The sequence below is a fragment of the Bacillus sp. NEAU-Y102 genome (genome assembly GCF_054788175.1).
Genome location: NZ_JBTWFK010000003.1, coordinates 193303 through 211708, shown reverse-complemented (window position 1 = coordinate 211708; position 18406 = coordinate 193303). Strand labels below are relative to the sequence as shown.

The following is an 18406-nucleotide window of genomic DNA, read 5'->3' as shown; positions in this document are numbered from 1 at the left end:
GAGGCTGTTTTTTCAGGCTCGTTTTTTAAATGCTTCCTATAGAGAAAGCATGCAAATGGAAAGGAAGTTATTATATGCGATCAGAAGTAACTATAAAAATAAAACCGAAATTTATAAAAGAAATTAAAAGTGGATATCCACTTATTTTAAAAGATGCAATTCAAAATTTAAACGATGTTCGTGAAGAAGGGACAATCATCAAAGTAGTAGATGAGAAGAACAACTTTGTCGGAAAAGGTTATTATGGAAAACAAAATAAAGGATACGGCTGGATTTTAACGAGAAAAGAGAGTGAACAAATTAATCAATCTTTCTTTGAAAGTAAAATCAAATCTGCCTTACATAAACGAAAACAATTTTATAAATCAAGTGATACGACAGCATTCCGCGCCCTAAACGGTGAAGGTGATGGTCTTGGCGGACTAATTATCGATTATTATGACGGCTACTACGTAGTAAGTTGGTATAGTGAAGGGATTTATACTTTCAGAGATGAGATTATAGCAGCTCTGCAAAAAGTAGCAAACTTTAAAGGTATTTATGAGAAGAAGCGTTTTGATACGAAAGGGAAATATATTGAGGGTGATGATTTCGTAGCAGGAGAGCGCGGTGAGTTCCCGCTTATCGTAAAAGAGAACGGTGTGAACTTCGCTGTTTATTTAAATGACGGGGCAATGGTTGGTGTATTTTTAGATCAACGTAACGTTCGAAAACAAATTCGTGATAAATATGCAAAGGGAAGAACAGTGTTAAATATGTTCTCTTATACAGGTGCTTTCTCTGTATTTGCAGCGCTTGGCGGAGCGAGTAAAACGACGAGTGTTGACCTTGCAAATCGTAGTTTAAGTAAAACGATTGAGCAGTTTAGTGTCAATGAAGTTGATTATGAAGCACAAGATATTATTGTAGAAGATGTATTTCTTTACTTCAAATATGCAGCTAAGAAAAAGATGAAATTTGATATGGTCGTACTTGATCCTCCAAGCTTCGCCCGATCAAAAAAATATACATTTAGTGCAGCAAAAGATTATAAAAATTTATTGAAAGAAACAATTGCTATTACAGAAAATAACGGTATTATCGTTGCTTCTACAAATTGTAGTGCATTCGATATGAAAAAGTTTAAAGGCTTTATCGATACAGCCTTTAAAGAAATGAATGGCAAATATAAAATATTAGAAGAACATTCTTTACCAGAAGATTTCCGTACCATTGATCAATTTAAAGAAGGAGACTATTTAAAAGTAGTTTTCATCGAGAAAATTAAAGGTTAATAAAGAAAAAGGAGCTCGAGTTTACTTGAGCTCCTTTTCTTATTGAACGATATTTTGTACTCTACCGACTTGCCCGTCCTGCAATCGCACTTTAATGCCATGTGGATGGGAAGGGGAGTTTGTTAAAATATCTTTTACAATGCCACGTGTTAATTTGCCTGTTCGTTGATCTTGTTTTAATACAATATCAACTTCAAGACCGGGTGCGATATTAGAACGTTTTTGTCCGTTCATTTACACACCTGTACGTCTACGTTGGTTGTTTGTCTTCTTTGTTTGTTGGTTTTGTAATTTTTTCGTTTCTTGGTTTTGATTTTTTGCATTTTGACCATTTCCATTTCCTTGCTTTTTCTTAGCAAGTTGTTCACGCATTAAATCAGCTAAGCTTACTTTTTTGTTTTCTGACATGATAAGTCTCCTTTATATAAAGTTAATTATGAACAATCGTAGTGAATTTCATCATATCATTGTTAAGGAAGGAAGGGAAGTTGGTTTGAAAATTCATATAACTGTTTCCAGCATTCATTCGTTGCGATACAATTGATATGTTAATGTTTGTAAAAAAAGGGGATAGACATATGTCACATCATATTTTATTAGTTGAAGATGATATTTCAATTCAAGAGATGGTGGAAAAATATTTATTAAAGGAAGGCTTTCAAGTTACGATGGCGTCTGACGGGGAAGCAGGGGTGCAAACCTTTTTTAAATCATCTTTTGATTTAGTGATCCTTGATATAATGATGCCGAAGTTAGACGGATTAGAGGTTGTACGTATTATTCGTGAAAAAAGTGCTGTTCCGATTTTAATGATGTCGGCAAAAGATACAGATGTTGATAAAGCTGTTGGCTTAGGACTTGGAGCAGATGATTACATTTGTAAGCCATTTTCTATGATTGAATTGGCTGCACGTGTAAAAGCAGGGATTCGGCGGTCTACGAAATACTCGGCTACAGAAACAACAGAAAAGATGATTCAGATTGGCGATTTAACAATCGATCCAATTAATTTTACTGTAGAAAAAAACGGGAACCCTCTCAAGCTCACTTTAAAAGAATTTGAGATTTTAAAACTGTTCGTAAAAAATCAAAATCGTGTATTTACAAAAGCGCAAATATATACGTTAGTTTGGAATGAAGAGTATTACGGTGATGATAACGTTATTAATGTTCATATGAGAAGATTGCGTGAGAAAATTGAAAGTGATCCATCTAATCCAGAATATATTAAAACGTTATGGGGCATCGGCTATAAGTTGGAAGTGATGTAATATGGTCAATTTGTTAATAGGTATTATTTTTATATTGTTATGTGTCATTTATATGCAATATAAAATGAGAAAAAATAGTAGTAAAAATTTACGATACACATATGAAAAGTTAGAAAGTATTGTAAATGACAAAACAGGCGAGACGTTACTCGTTATGACAGATGATCTAGAATTGCAAAAATTATTAGTGGCAATTAATCAATTATTAGATGCAAAACAGAAAACGAATGCAGATCATGCCAAAGTAGAAATTTCGATGAGAAAAATGCTTTCAAATATTTCGCATGACTTGAAAACACCACTAACAGTTATTCTTGGATATACAGAAATGTTAAATAAGGATAAAACGATAAGTGAAGAAGAACAACAAATATTACTTGAAAAAGTGCATACGAAAACATTAGAAGTGATGGAGCTAATTCATAAGTTTTTTGATTTGGCAAAATTAGAATCTGGTGACAAAGCAATTGAAATGACAAAAGTAAATATGAATGAAGTTTGCCGCGAGAAGATTTTATCTTTTTATGATTTAGTGACGACGAAAGGTTTTCAGGTTCATATTGATATACCAGAAAGAAATATATACGCACTTGGAAATGTAGAAGTATTAGGCAGAGTATTGAATAATTTAATATCAAATGCAATTACATATGGAGATGATGGAAAGACACTCGGTATGACTTTAAGAGATGATGAAACGAGTGTGTATATAGACGTATGGGATAAAGGAAAAGGAATTGATGAATCTCATATTGATAAAGTGTTTGAGCGAATGTACACACTTGAAGATTCAAGAAATAGATCGTACCAAGGAAGCGGTCTAGGATTAACGATTACGAAACGGCTTGTGGAAGCGATGGACGGAGAAATACATCTTTCTAGTAAGCCCTATGAAAAAACAATTTTTACAGTTGTATTAAAAAAGATGCTGTTTTAGCTTGTAGAGAAGTAAATTCTACAAGCTTTTTTTCAGCGTAAGGAATTTGTAAGGAACGGGTAAGAAAAAAGAGATTTCTGTTGTCTATTATAGAAATATAGAGTATTGCGAAAGGGGAAAGTAACATGACATATATAGTAAAAACAAACCAGTTAACGAAAGTGTTTAAAGGGAAAGAAGTTATTTCCGGTGTTAACATGCATGTGAAAAAAGGAGAAATTTATGGTTTTTTAGGACCAAACGGTGCTGGTAAAACAACGATTATGAAAATGATTACAAATTTAATAAAACCGACGAGTGGTGATATAGAAATTTTCGGTGAGAAATTAACAGATACATCGTATGAAGTATTAAAAAGAATGGGGACAATTATTGAATACCCAATCTTTTATGATAAATTAACGGCGAAAGAAAACTTAGACCTGCATTGTGAATATATGGGCTACTACGATAAAAATGCAATTGACCATGCTTTACATTTAGTGAAACTACAAGGGGTAGATAATAAAAAAGTAAAAGATTTTTCATTAGGAATGAAACAACGACTCGGTATTGCAAGGGCAATCGTGACAAAGCCAGAATTGCTCATTTTAGATGAACCAATTAACGGTTTAGATCCAATTGGCATTAAAGAGTTACGAGACTTATTTAAAATGCTCTGCAAAGAATACGGTATTACATTATTAGTTTCTAGTCATATTTTAGGTGAGATGGAATTAATGGCCGATACAATTGGTGTGATTCAAAATGGAAAACTAATAAAAGAAGTTTCAATGAAGAGTATTAACGGAAAGCAAACAGAGTACATTGAAATCACTGTTCCTGATGTGAAACGTGCAGCTTATATTTTAGAAGATAAACTTGGTATAAAAAACTACAAAATAATGAGTGGAACCATGATTCGTGTGTATGATACGTCAGTGTCTCAGCAGGCCATTTCAAAAGCACTTATTATGAACGATGTGGAAATTGAAAGTATTAATAAGAAACATAGTTCCTTAGAAGAATATTTCTTAAATGTAATGGATGGAGAAGGTATTCATGCTTAATGGACTGTGGCTGAACCTGGTAAGTGGATTTATCGTAATGCTAATAAGTGGAATTTTATATTATAGAAAACCAGAGCGGAAATGGTTGTTAATTCTACTAGTGATAGGAATGTTAAGCTTCGTTACTGCTGGAATTAGAATGTTAGCAGCATAAAGACAGTTATATAAAGAATGGAGGAGTGGTTTGTATGCTTAGATTAATGAAGCTCGAATGGAAGAAACATAAATTATCTAGTTACTTTAAAGGGGTAGCAATTTGTATTATAGCAATTTTCGCTGCAGTAAGCCTTATGGCGTTGGGAATTAAAGCCGAGGGAGACGTGCTCTTCTTTGACTTCACGCAACAAATGGTTTTAATAAACACTTTTATTAGGATAACATTCATTATTTTTAGTTCGGTCATTTTATCACGGTTAGTAATAGACGAGTATAAGAACAAAACAATGCAACTATCGTTTATGTACCCGCTGCAAAGGAAAATGCTAATGAGGGCGAAATTAACAATTGTTTTTTGTTTTTGTTTTGTGAGCACGATTATCGCTACTTTCATTATTAGTTTGCTCGTTTATTTTGTGAGTCCAATGATGGGACTGATTGAAACACCTGCTACGATAGGCGAAATAATAGCTATCGTTCCAGCTACTATTATAAGTGCATTTATGATATCTGGTATAAGTTTAATTCCTTTATTTTTTGGAATGAGAAAGAAATCGACACCTACAACGATTACTTCCGCAGTAATAATTGGTATGCTGATTAGTGGTAACGTTGGGGCTGGAAACGGTCAAGTAAGTATGTTTGATTTTATAGCTATCCCAATTGTGCTCTGTTTATTAGGGATTTTCATTAGTTATCTATCTTATCGTAAAATCGACAAGGTTGATGTGGCATGAAGTAAGCTTAAAACAACAACGAACTGGGGTATGAATGGTGAAAAAGATAATAGTAATTGCAATTTTACTTATTACAATTGCTAGTGTGGTTTTGGGGGTTAAGGTGTTTCAGGGGAAAGGAGGACTATCATGTTACGTCTTATGAAGCTAGAATTGAAAAAGTTTAAGCTTGGCTGGTACGTAAAAGGGGCAGTTATTGCAAATATTACTATACTGGCATTAATGATCTTTACGAGCATCGTTGCTCAAGTAGAAGGTGATCCGGAAATAAGAGATCCGCAGATGATGTTGTTAACGGCTAGTACATTAGTAAGAGCAACATTTATTGTTTTTGGTAGTGTGTTAATCGCAAGGTTAATAATTGGTGAATATAAAAATAAAACAATAATACTTATGTTTTCTTATCCTATTAATCGGAGAAAAATGATGATTAGTAAGTTGGTCATTACAGCGACATTAACATTTATAACAGTTATTGTATCTAACATTTTAATAGTAGGAGTTTTCTTTGGGATAGATAGCTATTTTTCAATTCTTCCTAATCCATTTACAGTAGATCAATTAGTGCAAGAAGGAATAAATCTTGTTCCTTTAGCCATTGCAACTGCGGGAATAAGTTTAATCCCGCTATATTTCGGAATGCGTAAACGTTCAGTGCCAACTACAATTGTTTCATCTATTATTGTTGTGTCAATCGCAATTAATAACCAGCCAATATTTCCGATAGCGACTTTTCTACCTCTTCAATTCACATTTGCAGCGATCGGTATGGTGATTGCTTATTTTGGGATTAAAAATATTGAGAGTGAAGATGCATTATAAAGTTTCACATGAAACAAGTTACAGAAAAAGACAAGATATGTAAACATCTTGTCTTTTTTGTCGTTACATTTTAGGAGCTTCCATTCCAGCCGCAGCCCATTCTTCTTTTGCGGGACCATATACGCCAGGAACTGTTAAGCCGGCTTGTCGCATTAAAACCGTCATTTGCCCGCGGTGGTGATTTTGATGATTAATGAGTGTCATTAAAAATATAGAATTCGGCATAGGGCGACCAAAGAAGTCATTAATAGTAGCTAAGTCTTTATCAGTCCATTTACTTTGAAGTGTTTCAACAAAAGCCGCGTTTACTTTACGGTATTCATCTGCAATTGTTTTTGCAGAAGTTGGAACAGGATAATCTTTCGTTTCTCCTTCAAACTTTAGCCCTGTGCCAGATAGTATCACAGGAATTGCCGTCACGATATGCCAAGCAACTCTTCCTAAAGTCCAATGTTCAGGTGCAATTTCCTGTGATAAAGATGCATCGGTTAATGAATCAAGCATTTTCTGAGTAGACTCTGCTTCGTATGTCCATGATTGTAAAAAGCCTTCAATTGTTTGGTACATTATTGTTATCCCCCTCTACTTATGTTCATAGATTAAGTTCGAGAAGAAATGACAAGTTCCCTTTATGTTTTAATGATGGTATTTAAAATTTTATATATAAATTTTATGATACTATTGAGTGTATATAGAATTATATTAATTTAGGGAGATATTATGAAAAGATTGATTTTAGGAATCATAATTTTATTTTTAATGGTAGGATGTAGCAATGAAACCTATAAAAAAGCAATGGATCAAGGGAAATTGGCGTTAGCGAGTAAAGAATATGACACGGCAGTAGCATCATTTGAGCTAGCATTAGAAGAGAAAAAGGATGATAAAGAAGCAAAGGTATTAAAAGACCAAACTACTAAGATGATAAGTTCGATAAAAGAGAAATCGAGTGGAAATATAGAACAAGCAATAGGTTTGTTTCAAGAAGTAGAAAAGATGAAAGATGGTTCCGCAATCCTTCAAAGTCAAGCGAAAGAACAAAAAGATTCGCTCATAGAGCATAAAGAGTTAAAAGGTCAATATATAGGTCAATTGGAAAAGGCAGAGAAGTTAAAGAGTGATAAAAAGTATGAAGAGGCTAAAGGGATAGTAAATAAAATTGTTAACGATACTGGCCAAAATCAACAATTTATTTCGGAAAATCAACGGGCCGAAGAGCTGAATAAGCAAATCGATGGCTTACTAACTCAACAAGCAGAAGTTAAGAAAAAAGAGGAAGAGTTAAAAAATGAAAAGAAAAAAGAGGCTGATATTGGAAAGTTAAAGGGGTCTTGGATGTCATCAGAAAGTACAGACAGGCCAGTTGGGTTGGAAATAGAATCTATTAATAGTGAGAAAACAGGCGGAGAATTTATGGAACATAATATTTTTGGGAAAGGGACTACTATAGGAGACTTTCGAATATTAAGTGTGGACCAAGGGATTATTTCTGTAGAGCTTGTATTTTTAGTGGGGGAAATAAAGCATAAGGCTGATTTGAAAATTGAGGAGAACACATTAACTGTACATCATGAGTTTATGGGGAGTACTAAATCTGTGAAATTAGTGAGATCAGAGTAATTTATCCGGCTATTCGTCGGACAGTAAAACTTCCACCTCAAGATTCGGCTGGAGCAAAGAAGTTAGGTGGGAGATCCACTGCTCATAAAAGTCCGATTGGTGTGGGCTAATAATCAGCGGGGATGAAGAAACCCCCCACTAATTAAAGTTTCACTTTATTTAGTATATAAAAAGGAGGCTTCTAAAACGAAGCCTCCTTTTTAATTAACCTTCTTCCCACTCTTCCTCATCAACCATAAGAAATAAGGTGCTCCAAGTACAGCAACGACAAGTCCAGAAGGAATTTCTTTCGGATATGCAATTGTTCGTCCGAGTAAATCAGCAATGGAAAGAAGGATTGCTCCAAATAGTGCGGAGCAAACGAATAATCTTTGATGATTCATACCAACGACGATTCGTGCTAAGTGTGGCGCAACAAGACCTAGAAAGGCAATTGTACCGACAGCTGCGATATTTACAGATGCAAGTAGTGTTGCTAACACAATGAGGGCAAGGCGCGTTTTATTTACTGGTTGCCCGAGTCCCGTTGCTAAATCGTCTCCAAGTACGAGAACATCAAGTTGTTTTATTAAGAAAAAGATAATGAATACAAGAATTAGCGATGGATATAGAATGATATTTTCTAAGTGATTCCATCCTCTTGCATACGTGCTACCTGATAGCCATGTTAAAGCAGCAGCAACGTTCAAATTTGCTCTAACGATAAAGATTTGAATAATCGCTGAACCGAGAGCTGAAATACCAATTCCTATTAAAGCAAGGGCTGTTGGGCTAAATCCTGATTTCCATGAGAAGAAGAGAACAATTCCAACTGCAAGTAGTCCGCCGATAAATGCACCAATTGGTAGGAAGAAACCAGGAAGTGCGGGAAAGACATACATAATAGTTAAAGCACCAACACCAGCTCCCGATGAAATACCAATAATAGAAGGATCGGCGAGTGGGTTTCGTAATATACCTTGGAAAACAAGCCCACTTATTGCAAGGCATGCGCCAGCAATAGCAGCAATGAGCATTCTTGGTAAACGAAGGTTCATCATCATATTTTTATCAAATTGTGTTAATTGTCCTGATATAACATTTGTAATACTTTCGATATAAGCGTTACTACCGATTGTAACACCAAGAGTAATTGTCACAATGCAAAGTGTGATAGAGATAATGATTACCTTTTTATAAGAGTAATAGTGAGAACTAGCTCCAGCTGCATTCGCTCCGTTATCATTCATATATTGTTTCGATTTCATCATTCGATAGACTAAGTAAATAAGCCAAGGTGATCCAATCATTGCCGTGACTGCTCCGACAGGAAGTTCAGCCCCAGTTGGATCTATTAGTCTACCAACGACATCAGCTCCAAGTAATAGTACAGCTCCCCATAAGAAAGAAGAGAGAAGGAGAGTAAAGTGTTGACGGTAGCCAATAAGACGCATTAAATGTGGTGCAACTAAGCCAACAAATCCAATTGGTCCAACAACAGTTACAATTACTGCTGTTAAAAAGATCGCAGCAATGAAGGCGATAAGACGTGTTACTGCTGTTTTTTCACCAAGAGAAACAGCGACATCATCACCAAGTAAGAGAATGTTGAGTTTACGAGACATAAATAGTAAAACTAGGAAAGAAATAATGATAAATGGAAAAGCAAATTGAACGCCATCCCAGTTATTTTGAATAAGAGATCCAGCTCCCCATAAAAATAAACCAGCTGTTTCATTTTCATAGAAAAGCTGCATCGTTCCGGTAAAGGCAGAAAGCATTAATGTAACGACCATACCAGCTAGTGCCATTCTAAGTGGGGTTCCCTTTTTTCCACCAGAAATACGGTATACAAATAAAGCGGTCATAGCACCGCCGATAAATGTGAAAAGAAGTGAATTAATTTGCAGACCTTTTGGTAAAAAAATTGTAGCCGCTACTAGAAAGAAATATGCGCCAGAGTGAATACCCATTGTACTGGATTCAGCAAGTGGATTTTTCGTTAATGTTTGTAAAATGACCCCAGATGCAGCAAGAGCACCTCCAGCTAAAATGGCAATTACGGCCCTAGGTAATCGAAGCATAATTAAAGTTTGATGCTCTAGTGATTGGTTCGGTGAGATAAGAGCATCAATAATCATACTATAGGAAATGTTTGCTTGACCTTGTCCGATATGAATAAAGAAAAGGAGGAGCAAGAGAGCTGCTCCTCCTCCGAATACAAGACTTGCTCGAAGTGTATGTTGTAGGCTATTCATTGTGTAATCACTTCTTCGCTGTCATTACATCTGCTACTTGTGTTGCTAAAGATGTTGCAGACTCAGGACCACCGAAAATCCAAGTGTCGCCTTTTAATTTATACATTTTGTTTTCTTTTTTGAACTTTAATTCTTCCCAAGCAGGGTTGCCTTTTAGTTGAGTGTCAAAAATGTTATCTTCATCCGCTACAATGTAAATGAAGTTTGAATCTTGTACACTTTGTAATGATTCTACAGTTGTTTGTTTGAAACCATCTGGCTCAGATTTTCCTGCTTCAAAAGTATTTGTTAAACCTAATTTTTTTGTAACTTGTAAAGCTAAAGAATTGTCAGTTAAGATACGGAATGTTGGTACGTTTTTAGCAGTAAATGCTTGTGCCATTGCGATGTTTTTATCTTTTAAGTCTGCTTTCTCAATTTTTGCTTTTGCATCAGCGAAGGCTTTATCCATATCAGCTAATACTTTTTTACCTTCTTCTTCTTTTCCAACTGCTTTTGCAATTTGTTTAAATGTTTCTGTCATTTCAGCAAAGTGATCGTTATTGCTTGTTGATGGATCAAACATAACTGTTGGTGCAATTTGCTCTAATTCATTTTTAATTGCTTTACTACGGAATGAAGCTGTGATAATTAAATCCGGTTTTAAACGGCTAATTTCTTCTAAGTTTGGTTGTTGACGTGTCCCTACATCTACAACATCTTTACTTGGTTTTGTTTTTGTATTTACCCATTTATTATAATTCTTAATGTCTGCCATCCCTACTGGCTGAACACCAAGTGCTAATAAGTCTTCTGAATATACCCACTCAAGTACAACTACTTTTTTCGCTGGTTTATCTAACTTTGTTTCCCCTTCAGCGTGTTTAATTGTTATAGCTTGATTTTTATTGTCCGCTTTTGTTTCCTTTTTCTCCTCTTTTTGCTGTCCGCATCCAACAGCGAATAGAAGAACTACTATGAAAATACTGAGAATTTTCTTCATCTTCTGCCCCCAAATTAAGTGTTTTTTGTAACTAGCACCATAAGTGAAAATGGTTATCAATTACAACACCCAAATCATACTATGAGGATAATTTAAGTGTCAATATTTTTTTAAAATTTTGAATAAAAATAACAAGTTATACGGATTTTTATATATTATAGTTGCTATTTATGAAGAATCAGCCTCTTTACTAAAAAGATTGGCGAATGTGGAAAGTTTAAATGGGAACTTGTCTGTGTACGAAAGCGTAATGTGTATGGTTAATAATCTGTGGAGATGGGGCGAAAGTACAAGCAAAAGGAGAGTGAATCGCATGTAATAATTACTAGAATGTATGGAGGAAATCTGTGTTTTATCCCCCACTAGGCTAAGTATTTCTTTGTTATTTAGATAGGTGTTTTTTGATTCGGTGATTGCGCTAAAAAGATCGAATGTAAAGGAAGTGATCAACATGTCTTCATGGATCAATAACATAAATGGATATTGTGGGTGTAATAATCAAAATGGTGTACATGTTGATTCATGCTGTTTTAGTTGCGATGGGACAGTTCCTAAGGTTGGTCCAACCGGTCCGACGGGAGCGACAGGAATAACAGGAGCAACAGGCTCAACGGGAGCGACAGGAGTAACAGGCGACACAGGGGCAACGGGAGCGACAGGAATAACAGGAGCAACAGGCCCAACGGGAGTGACAGGAGTAACAGGAGCGACGGGAGTAACAGGCGATACAGGTCCAACGGGAGCGACAGGAATAACAGGGGCAACGGGAGCGACAGGAATAACAGGAGCAACAGGCCCAACGGGAGTGACAGGAATAACAGGGGCAACGGGTCCAACAGGAGCAACAGGTGGCACAGGCCCAACGGGGGCGACAGGAGTAACAGGCGATACAGGGGCAACGGGAGCGACAGGGATAACAGGAGCAACAGGCCCAACGGGAGCGACGGGAGTAACAGGCGATACAGGGGCAACGGGAGCGACAGGCCCAACAGGAGCAACAGGCACAAGTATAACGGCAACATACGCATTTGCAAATAATACGTCGGGAACAGCAATATCGGTACTACTAGGTGGAACAAATGTCCCGCTTCCAAACAATCAGAATATCGGTCCAGGTATTACAGTGTCTGGGGGGAACACAGTATTTACGGTTGCAAATGCAGGGAACTATTATATTTCATATACAATTAATATAACCGCTTCATTATTAGTTAGTTCACGAATTACAATTAATGGGGCACCGCTTGCTGGGACTATTAATTCTCCTGCATTAGCAACGACATCATTTAGTGCGACAATTATTACGACCCTTGCGGCGGGGAGTGCAATTAGTTTGCAATTATTTGGTTTGTTAGCTGTTGCGACATTATCAACAACTACCCCAGGAGCGGTATTAACGATTATAAGATTAAGTTAATGACAAACTCTCTTACTCTTTTAAGATTAGGAGAGTTTCTACATATAATAAGAAGTTAATGAAGTAAAGCATAGTTATAAAAAAGTCAGAATATTATGATTGTAACGCTATGGTGACTATAATATAATGAAAATAACCATCATGAATGAACATTCATTTATCCCGCATTAACGGGCAGTAAGATCCCGCCTCAAAATTCAGCGAAAGTAAAGAAGTTAGCTGGGTGATTAACTGCCCGTAAAATCCCGATTGGTGTGGGCTAATAATCAGTGGGGCTGAAAAATCCCCACTGATTAAAGTTTCACTTTATTTTTTATGTATTTGAAGGGGGAATGAAGGTGGAAAAAACATGGTTGAAAAGTTATCCAGAGGAAATTCCTAGTACGATTTCTTATGATATTCAGCCACTTCATGGATATGTAGAACAGATGGCTTCTCGCTACCCAGAAAAGAAAGCGCTTCACTTTTTAGGGAAGGATATTACGTTTTCGGACTTCCATGATAAGGTGAAGAGGTTTGCAAATTATCTTCAAAAGCTCGGTGTGGAAAAGGGTGATCGAGTTGCTATTATGTTGCCGAATTGTCCGCAAGCTGTAATTGGTTATTACGGTACATTACTTGCGGGAGGTATCGTAGTACAAACCAATCCACTGTATACAGAAAGGGAATTAGAATATCAGCTTCATGACTCGGGAGCAAAAGTAATTCTTTGTCTCGATTTAGTGTTTCCAAGAGTAACGAATGTTCAATCTGCTACAAAAATTGAGCATATTATCGTAACTCGTATTGCAGACTTTTTACCATTCCCTAAAAATCTATTGTATCCATTTGTGCAGAAAAAACAGTCGAATTTAGTTGTGAAAGTATCAGAGAGTGAAACGATTCATCTTTGGAATTCAGTAGAAAAAGAAGTGAATACGAATGTTGAGGTGCCTTGTGATCCTGAAAATGATCTAGCTCTTTTACAGTACACAGGAGGAACAACCGGATTTCCAAAAGGAGTTATGTTAACGCATAAAAACCTCGTTTCTAACACTTTGATGGGAGTGCATTGGTTATATAATTGTAACGAAGGTGAAGAAGTCGTCCTTGGGGTTCTTCCATTTTTCCATGTTTATGGTATGACAGCTGTTATGAATTTAAGTATTATGCAAGGATACAAAATGGTCCTTATTCCAAAGTTTGATATGAAAATGGTTTTTGAAGCGATTAAGAAGCATAAAGTGACATTGTTTCCAGGGGCTCCAACTATTTATATCGCTCTTTTAAATAGCCCGCTTTTAAAAGAATACGATATTTCTTCTATTCGTGCTTGTATTAGTGGATCAGCACCACTGCCAGTAGAAGTACAGGAAAAGTTCGAAAAAGTTACAGGTGGTAAACTAGTAGAGGGATATGGTTTAACAGAATCATCTCCGGTTACACATAGTAATTTTTTATGGGAAAAGCGAGTGCCGGGTAGCATTGGAGTTCCGTGGCCAGATACAGAGGCAATCATTATGTCACTTGAAACTGGTGAGGCATTACCACCAGGAGAAATAGGGGAAATTGTAGTGAAAGGTCCTCAAATTATGAAAGGATACTGGAATAAGCCAGAGGAAACAGCGGCTGTATTGCAAGATGGCTGGCTCCATACAGGTGACGTTGGATACATGGATGAAGATGGATTCTTCTATGTAAAAGATCGCAAGAAAGATATGATTGTCGCGAGTGGATTTAATGTGTATCCTCGTGAAGTTGAAGAAGTATTATATGAGCATGAAAAAGTGCAAGAAGTAGTGACAATTGGAGTTCCAGATCCGTACAGAGGAGAGACAGTTAAAGCATTTGTTGTGTTAAAAGAAGGTACGGAGTGCTCTGAGGAAGAATTAAATCAGTTTGCACGTAAATATTTAGCGGCTTATAAAGTGCCGAAAGTATATGAGTTTAGAGATGAATTGCCGAAAACGACAGTAGGGAAAATTTTACGCCGTGTTTTAATGGATGAAGAGAAGAGAAAGAATGAGGATGAGCAAACGGGCTAAGGCCCTTTCTTTTTGAAAAAATAGGATTGACACTTTTCTAAATAGTCAGTATTATAAGAATATGAATGACTATTCATTCAGTCATCTTCTTGAAGGGGACAGTAAAGTGAAGAAAAATAGACCGAAATACAATCAAATTATTGATGCGGCAGTCATTGTGATTGCGGAGAATGGGTACCACCAAGCGCAAGTTTCTAAAATCGCAAAGCAAGCTGGGGTAGCTGATGGCACGATTTATTTATATTTTAAAAATAAAGAAGATATATTAATATCCTTATTCCAAGAGAAGATGGGAGATTTTGTCGAAACAATTCGTCAAAAAACAGCAGGAATTGAAAGCGCTGTATCGAAGTTATTCATGTTGGTAGAAACGCACTTCTTGCTGTTGTCACAAAATGATCCCCTTGCTATCGTTACGCAATTAGAGCTCAGGCAGTCCAATCAAGACTTGCGCCTTAAAATAAATGAAGTATTAAAAGGCTACTTACAAGTTATGGATGAGATTTTAGAGACTGGTATAAAACAAGGTGAATTTCAAGCAGATTTAAATGTTCGCGTGGCAAGACAAATGATCTTTGGAACAGTAGATGAAGTTGTGACCAATTGGGTAATGAGCGATCATAAGTATGATCTGGTCGCACTTTCAAAAACGGTACATGGGCTACTCATTGCAGCTTGTGGTTATCGTCAATAATGGGAGGGATCATGTTGAAATTCCTATCTGTAAGAGTTGAAGATCATATCGCGGTGGCGACGTTAAATCATGCACCAGCAAATGCGATGTCTTCACAAGTTATGCATGACGTTACTGAATTAATTGATCAAGTGGAAAAGGATGATAACATTCGTGTTGTTGTTATTCACGGTGAAGGACGTTTCTTCTCAGCAGGAGCAGATATTAAAGAATTTACATCTGTTACTGAAGCGAAGCAAGCAACAGAATTAGCACAGCTTGGACAAGTTACGTTTGAGCGTGTTGAAAAATGTTCAAAACCAGTTATTGCGGCAATTCATGGAGCGGCACTGGGCGGCGGCCTTGAGTTTGCTATGTCTTGCCACATGCGCTTTGCAACTGAAAGTGCAAAACTTGGTTTACCTGAATTAACACTTGGATTAATTCCTGGCTTTGCAGGTACACAGCGCTTACCACGTTATGTTGGGAAAGCAAAAGCTTGTGAAATGATGTTAACAAGTACACCAATTACTGGTGCAGAAGCATTGAAATGGGGACTTGTTAACGGATTGTTCTCTGAAGAATCACTTTTAGATGATACGCTTAAAGTCGCAAAACAAATTGCTGGAAAAAGTCCAGCAACAACTCGTGCTGTACTAGAGTTATTGCAAACGACCAAATCGTCTCATTACTATGAAGGTGTACAACGTGAATCACAAATTTTTGGTGAAGTATTTACGAGTGAAGATGGAAGAGAAGGTGTAGCTGCATTTTTAGAAAAGCGTAAACCTTCATTTAGTGGCAGGTAGTTCAATTATTTTTTTAATATAAATTAACAGAAAATTAAAATTGATAGAATCTTTCTGAAAAACAAGGGGGTAAATGGAATGAACATCTACGTACTCATGAAACGAACATTTGATACAGAAGAAAAAATCGTAATTAAAAACGGTGCAATTTACGATGGCGAAGCGGAATTCATCATCAACCCTTACGATGAATATGCAATTGAAGAAGCAATTCAAGTAAGAGACGCACAAGGTGGAGAAGTTACAGTTGTAACAGTCGGTGGCGAAGATAGTGAGAAAGAACTTCGTACTGCATTAGCGATGGGCTGTGATAAAGCGGTATTAATTAATATTGAAGATGATGTAGAAAATGGTGACCAGTTCACGACAGCAAAAGTGCTTGCTGAATATTTAAAAGATAAAGATGCAGATCTAATTTTAGGTGGAAACGTTGCAATTGATGGTGCATCTGGACAAGTAGGTCCACGCGTAGCTGAAGCGTTAAATATTCCGTATGTAACGACAATTACAAAACTTGAAATTGACGGTACAAATGTGAAGATTGAGCGTGATGTTGAAGGTGATACAGAAGTGATTGCAACTTCATTACCAGTGTTAGTAACAGCACAGCAAGGTTTAAATGAACCTCGTTATCCATCGCTTCCAGGTATTATGAAAGCGAAGAAAAAGCCACTAGAAGAATTAGAATTAGATGATTTAGATTTAGAAGAAGATGATGTGGAAGCAAAGACAAAAACAATTGAAATCTATTTGCCTCCTAAGAAAGATGCAGGAAAAGTGTTACAAGGCGAGCTGCAAGATCAAGTAAAAGAACTTGTATCGTTGCTCCATACAGAAGCGAAAGTAATCTAATAAAATACGAAATTATATATGCAGGAGGGAAAATCTATGGCTCGTAAAGTATTAGTAATGGGTGAAGTTCGTGATGGATCGCTACGTAACGTTTCGTTTGAAGCGGTAGCAGCAGCAAAAACAATTGCAGAAGGTGGTGAAGTAGTAGGTCTTCTAGTTGGAGACAGCGTTGCCTCTTTTGCAAATGAATTGATTCATTACGGTGCAGATCGCGTTGTGACAGTTGAAAATGATAAATTAAAATCATATACATCTGATGGTTATGCACAAGCGTTTTTAGCTGTACATGCTGAAGAAAATCCAGAAGGTATTGTCTTTGGACATACAGCACTTGGTAAAGATTTATCACCAAAATTAGCAGCGAAGCTTGAAGCTGGTTTAGTTTCTGACGTAACTGCTTTAGAGGTTGAAGGTGGAAATGTTATCTTCACTCGTCCGATTTACTCTGGTAAAGCATTCGAGAAGAAGATTGTAACAGACGGCATCTTATTTGCGACAGTGCGTCCAAATAACATTGCAACTCTGGAAAAAGATGAGTCTCGCAGCGGTGACGTATCTTCTATTACAGTTGATGTGAAAGATTTACGTACAATCATTCAGGATGTTGTCCGTAAAACAGCAGAAGGTGTTGATCTTTCTGAAGCGAAAGTTATTATCGCTGGCGGACGCGGTGTGAAGAGTGAAGAAGGATTTAAACCATTAAAAGAGTTAGCTGACGTACTAGGCGGCGCTGTTGGGGCATCTCGTGGTGCTTGTGACGCTGAATACTGTGAGTACTCATTACAAATTGGTCAAACTGGTAAAGTTGTTACGCCAGACTTATACATTGCATGTGGTATTTCTGGTGCGATTCAGCATTTAGCAGGTATGTCTAACTCAAAAATAATCGTTGCGATTAATAAAGATCCAGAAGCAAGTATCTTCAAAGTAGCTGACTACGGTATTGTCGGTGACTTGTTCGAAGTTGTACCTCTTTTAACAGAAGAGTTTAAAAAGTTAAAAGTACATTCATGATTTAAGTACCCTTGAGTTCCAAGTGAAGTACCCCTATATATAGAAAAAGGTGAGAGATCCCCTGTCTCTCATCTTTTTAGTATTTAATCCGTATTTTTATATAGTATAAAGGAACATTTTTTTGTTACAATACATAACGATACATATTATTCGCCACGTATATAAGTTAATGATATACTCTTGGTAGAATATACTTGAAGGAGGAAATAAAATGGCAATTGTAAACGCAAATGACCAAAGCTTCGCAGCTGAAACTAGCGAAGGTGTTGTATTATTAGATTTCTGGGCACCTTGGTGTGGACCTTGTAAAATGATCGCTCCTGTATTAGAGGAAATCGATGCAGAATTAGGCGAAAAAGTAAAAGTAGTAAAAGTAGATGTTGATGAAAACCAAGAAACTGCTCGTCAATTCGAAGTAATGAGTATTCCAGCTCTTTTCGTATTAAAAGACGGTAAAGTAGTTGATCAAGCGTTAGGTTACAAACCGAAAGAAGCGTTAGTAGAATTAGTTTCTAAACACTTCTAAAATAAA

General features: G+C 36.6%; 20 protein-coding genes. 15 read left to right on the top strand and 5 right to left on the bottom strand.

Translation table 11 applies throughout. The features are described from left to right. Positions 1 to 74: 74 nt before the first annotated feature. Positions 75 to 1274, top strand: a complete 1200-nt coding sequence (locus ACYFX0_RS10465; protein ID WP_001255945.1) for a class I SAM-dependent rRNA methyltransferase — start codon at positions 75 to 77, stop codon at positions 1272 to 1274. A gap of 39 nt (positions 1275 to 1313) precedes the next feature. On the opposite strand, the gene ACYFX0_RS10460 is transcribed toward ACYFX0_RS10465, so the two are convergent. Both ACYFX0_RS10460 and ACYFX0_RS10455 read right to left on the bottom strand, forming a co-directional pair. Further along, positions 1314 to 1508 carry a YwbE family protein gene (locus ACYFX0_RS10460; protein ID WP_001014310.1) on the bottom strand — a complete coding sequence of 65 codons (195 nt, stop codon included), beginning with the start codon at positions 1506 to 1508 and terminating at the stop codon, positions 1314 to 1316. After that, on the bottom strand, positions 1509 to 1682 hold the full coding sequence (locus ACYFX0_RS10455) for a hypothetical protein (protein WP_001293576.1): 174 nt from the start codon (positions 1680 to 1682) through the stop codon (positions 1509 to 1511). Positions 1683 to 1852: 170 nt separating this feature from the next. Here ACYFX0_RS10455 and ACYFX0_RS10450 point away from each other — a divergent pair, with 170 nt between their 5' ends. The 6 genes from ACYFX0_RS10450 to ACYFX0_RS10425 all read left to right on the top strand — a co-directional run bounded on the left by ACYFX0_RS10450 (position 1853) and on the right by ACYFX0_RS10425 (position 6246). Then, positions 1853 to 2545: a response regulator transcription factor gene (locus ACYFX0_RS10450; protein ID WP_000018046.1), complete on the top strand. Its 693-nt coding sequence runs from the start codon at positions 1853 to 1855 to the stop codon at positions 2543 to 2545. Position 2546: 1 nt separating this feature from the next. Next, the gene (locus ACYFX0_RS10445) at positions 2547 to 3482 is read left to right on the top strand and encodes a HAMP domain-containing histidine kinase (protein WP_000247674.1); all 936 of its coding nucleotides are present in this window, start codon (positions 2547 to 2549) and stop codon (positions 3480 to 3482) included. Between the two features lie 125 nt (positions 3483 to 3607). After that, on the top strand, positions 3608 to 4531 hold the full coding sequence (locus ACYFX0_RS10440) for an ABC transporter ATP-binding protein (RefSeq protein ID WP_000221121.1): 924 nt from the start codon (positions 3608 to 3610) through the stop codon (positions 4529 to 4531). After that, entirely contained in the window at positions 4524 to 4685 is a 162-nt protein-coding gene (locus ACYFX0_RS10435) for a hypothetical protein (RefSeq protein WP_000931814.1), read from the top strand. The genes ACYFX0_RS10440 and ACYFX0_RS10435 overlap by 8 nt, the downstream gene beginning before the upstream one ends. Positions 4686 to 4719: 34 nt before the next feature. Further along, positions 4720 to 5424 carry an ABC transporter permease gene (locus ACYFX0_RS10430; RefSeq protein ID WP_000945208.1) on the top strand — a complete coding sequence of 235 codons (705 nt, stop codon included), beginning with the start codon at positions 4720 to 4722 and terminating at the stop codon, positions 5422 to 5424. A gap of 129 nt (positions 5425 to 5553) precedes the next feature. Then, a complete protein-coding gene (locus tag ACYFX0_RS10425) occupies positions 5554 to 6246 on the top strand; it encodes an ABC transporter permease (RefSeq protein ID WP_000945187.1) in 693 nt (230 codons plus the stop codon). Between the two features lie 63 nt (positions 6247 to 6309). Here the strand turns inward: ACYFX0_RS10425 and ACYFX0_RS10420 are convergent, their stop codons facing one another. Further along, positions 6310 to 6813 carry a DinB family protein gene (locus tag ACYFX0_RS10420; protein WP_000284975.1) on the bottom strand — a complete coding sequence of 168 codons (504 nt, stop codon included), beginning with the start codon at positions 6811 to 6813 and terminating at the stop codon, positions 6310 to 6312. A 153-nt stretch (positions 6814 to 6966) separates the two neighbouring features. Between ACYFX0_RS10420 and ACYFX0_RS10415 the strand changes: the two genes are divergently transcribed. Then, positions 6967 to 7866 (top strand): tetratricopeptide repeat protein, encoded by a 900-nt coding sequence (locus tag ACYFX0_RS10415; RefSeq protein ID WP_000825582.1) that lies wholly within the window; start codon positions 6967 to 6969, stop codon positions 7864 to 7866. Positions 7867 to 8066: 200 nt separating this feature from the next. Here the strand turns inward: ACYFX0_RS10415 and fhuB are convergent, their stop codons facing one another. Both fhuB and ACYFX0_RS10405 read right to left on the bottom strand, forming a co-directional pair. After that, on the bottom strand, positions 8067 to 10103 hold the full coding sequence (fhuB, locus tag ACYFX0_RS10410) for a Fe(3+)-hydroxamate ABC transporter permease FhuB (protein WP_106081805.1): 2037 nt from the start codon (positions 10101 to 10103) through the stop codon (positions 8067 to 8069). Between the two features lie 7 nt (positions 10104 to 10110). Next, positions 10111 to 11085: an ABC transporter substrate-binding protein gene (locus ACYFX0_RS10405; RefSeq protein WP_000722824.1), complete on the bottom strand. Its 975-nt coding sequence runs from the start codon at positions 11083 to 11085 to the stop codon at positions 10111 to 10113. 451 nt (positions 11086 to 11536) lie between these two features. Here ACYFX0_RS10405 and ACYFX0_RS10400 point away from each other — a divergent pair, with 451 nt between their 5' ends. The 7 genes from ACYFX0_RS10400 to trxA all read left to right on the top strand — a co-directional run bounded on the left by ACYFX0_RS10400 (position 11537) and on the right by trxA (position 18400). Then, positions 11537 to 12502: a BclA C-terminal domain-containing protein gene (locus tag ACYFX0_RS10400; protein WP_106081804.1), complete on the top strand. Its 966-nt coding sequence runs from the start codon at positions 11537 to 11539 to the stop codon at positions 12500 to 12502. 338 nt (positions 12503 to 12840) lie between these two features. Then, positions 12841 to 14526: a long-chain-fatty-acid--CoA ligase gene (locus ACYFX0_RS10395; RefSeq protein ID WP_000416317.1), complete on the top strand. Its 1686-nt coding sequence runs from the start codon at positions 12841 to 12843 to the stop codon at positions 14524 to 14526. A 106-nt stretch (positions 14527 to 14632) separates the two neighbouring features. Then, complete coding sequence (locus ACYFX0_RS10390; protein ID WP_000742213.1) at positions 14633 to 15220, top strand: TetR/AcrR family transcriptional regulator; 588 nt, start codon at positions 14633 to 14635, stop codon at positions 15218 to 15220. Between the two features lie 11 nt (positions 15221 to 15231). Next, on the top strand, positions 15232 to 16008 hold the full coding sequence (locus tag ACYFX0_RS10385; RefSeq protein WP_000911292.1) for an enoyl-CoA hydratase: 777 nt from the start codon (positions 15232 to 15234) through the stop codon (positions 16006 to 16008). Positions 16009 to 16086: 78 nt separating this feature from the next. Next, positions 16087 to 16860, top strand: coding sequence for an electron transfer flavoprotein subunit beta (gene etfB / locus ACYFX0_RS10380; protein WP_001029028.1), 774 nt, complete (start codon positions 16087 to 16089; stop codon positions 16858 to 16860). A 36-nt stretch (positions 16861 to 16896) separates the two neighbouring features. After that, the gene (gene etfA, locus ACYFX0_RS10375; RefSeq protein WP_000101957.1) at positions 16897 to 17874 is read left to right on the top strand and encodes an electron transfer flavoprotein subunit alpha; all 978 of its coding nucleotides are present in this window, start codon (positions 16897 to 16899) and stop codon (positions 17872 to 17874) included. A 211-nt stretch (positions 17875 to 18085) separates the two neighbouring features. Next, entirely contained in the window at positions 18086 to 18400 is a 315-nt protein-coding gene (gene trxA / locus ACYFX0_RS10370; RefSeq protein WP_001018943.1) for a thioredoxin, read from the top strand. Positions 18401 to 18406: the final 6 nt, after the last annotated feature.

Bases quoted from the DNA above. Each gene is read 5' to 3' on its own strand.
- etfB (WP_001029028.1), top strand. From the start codon at position 16,087: ATGAACATCTACGTACTCATGAAACGAACATTTGATACAGAAGAAAAA.
- ACYFX0_RS10460 (WP_001014310.1), bottom strand. From the start codon at position 1,508: ATGAACGGACAAAAACGTTCTAATATCGCACCCGGTCTTGAAGTTGAT.
- ACYFX0_RS10385 (WP_000911292.1), top strand. From the start codon at position 15,232: ATGTTGAAATTCCTATCTGTAAGAGTTGAAGATCATATCGCGGTGGCG.
- ACYFX0_RS10400 (WP_106081804.1), top strand. From the start codon at position 11,537: ATGTCTTCATGGATCAATAACATAAATGGATATTGTGGGTGTAATAAT.
- ACYFX0_RS10455 (WP_001293576.1), bottom strand. From the start codon at position 1,682: ATGTCAGAAAACAAAAAAGTAAGCTTAGCTGATTTAATGCGTGAACAA.
- ACYFX0_RS10405 (WP_000722824.1), bottom strand. From the start codon at position 11,085: ATGAAGAAAATTCTCAGTATTTTCATAGTAGTTCTTCTATTCGCTGTT.
- ACYFX0_RS10425 (WP_000945187.1), top strand. From the start codon at position 5,554: ATGTTACGTCTTATGAAGCTAGAATTGAAAAAGTTTAAGCTTGGCTGG.
- fhuB (WP_106081805.1), bottom strand. From the start codon at position 10,103: ATGAATAGCCTACAACATACACTTCGAGCAAGTCTTGTATTCGGAGGA.
- ACYFX0_RS10420 (WP_000284975.1), bottom strand. From the start codon at position 6,813: ATGTACCAAACAATTGAAGGCTTTTTACAATCATGGACATACGAAGCA.
- trxA (WP_001018943.1), top strand. From the start codon at position 18,086: ATGGCAATTGTAAACGCAAATGACCAAAGCTTCGCAGCTGAAACTAGC.
- ACYFX0_RS10445 (WP_000247674.1), top strand. From the start codon at position 2,547: ATGGTCAATTTGTTAATAGGTATTATTTTTATATTGTTATGTGTCATT.
- ACYFX0_RS10450 (WP_000018046.1), top strand. From the start codon at position 1,853: ATGTCACATCATATTTTATTAGTTGAAGATGATATTTCAATTCAAGAG.
- ACYFX0_RS10430 (WP_000945208.1), top strand. From the start codon at position 4,720: ATGCTTAGATTAATGAAGCTCGAATGGAAGAAACATAAATTATCTAGT.
- ACYFX0_RS10465 (WP_001255945.1), top strand. From the start codon at position 75: ATGCGATCAGAAGTAACTATAAAAATAAAACCGAAATTTATAAAAGAA.
- ACYFX0_RS10415 (WP_000825582.1), top strand. From the start codon at position 6,967: ATGAAAAGATTGATTTTAGGAATCATAATTTTATTTTTAATGGTAGGA.
- ACYFX0_RS10440 (WP_000221121.1), top strand. From the start codon at position 3,608: ATGACATATATAGTAAAAACAAACCAGTTAACGAAAGTGTTTAAAGGG.
- etfA (WP_000101957.1), top strand. From the start codon at position 16,897: ATGGCTCGTAAAGTATTAGTAATGGGTGAAGTTCGTGATGGATCGCTA.
- ACYFX0_RS10435 (WP_000931814.1), top strand. From the start codon at position 4,524: ATGCTTAATGGACTGTGGCTGAACCTGGTAAGTGGATTTATCGTAATG.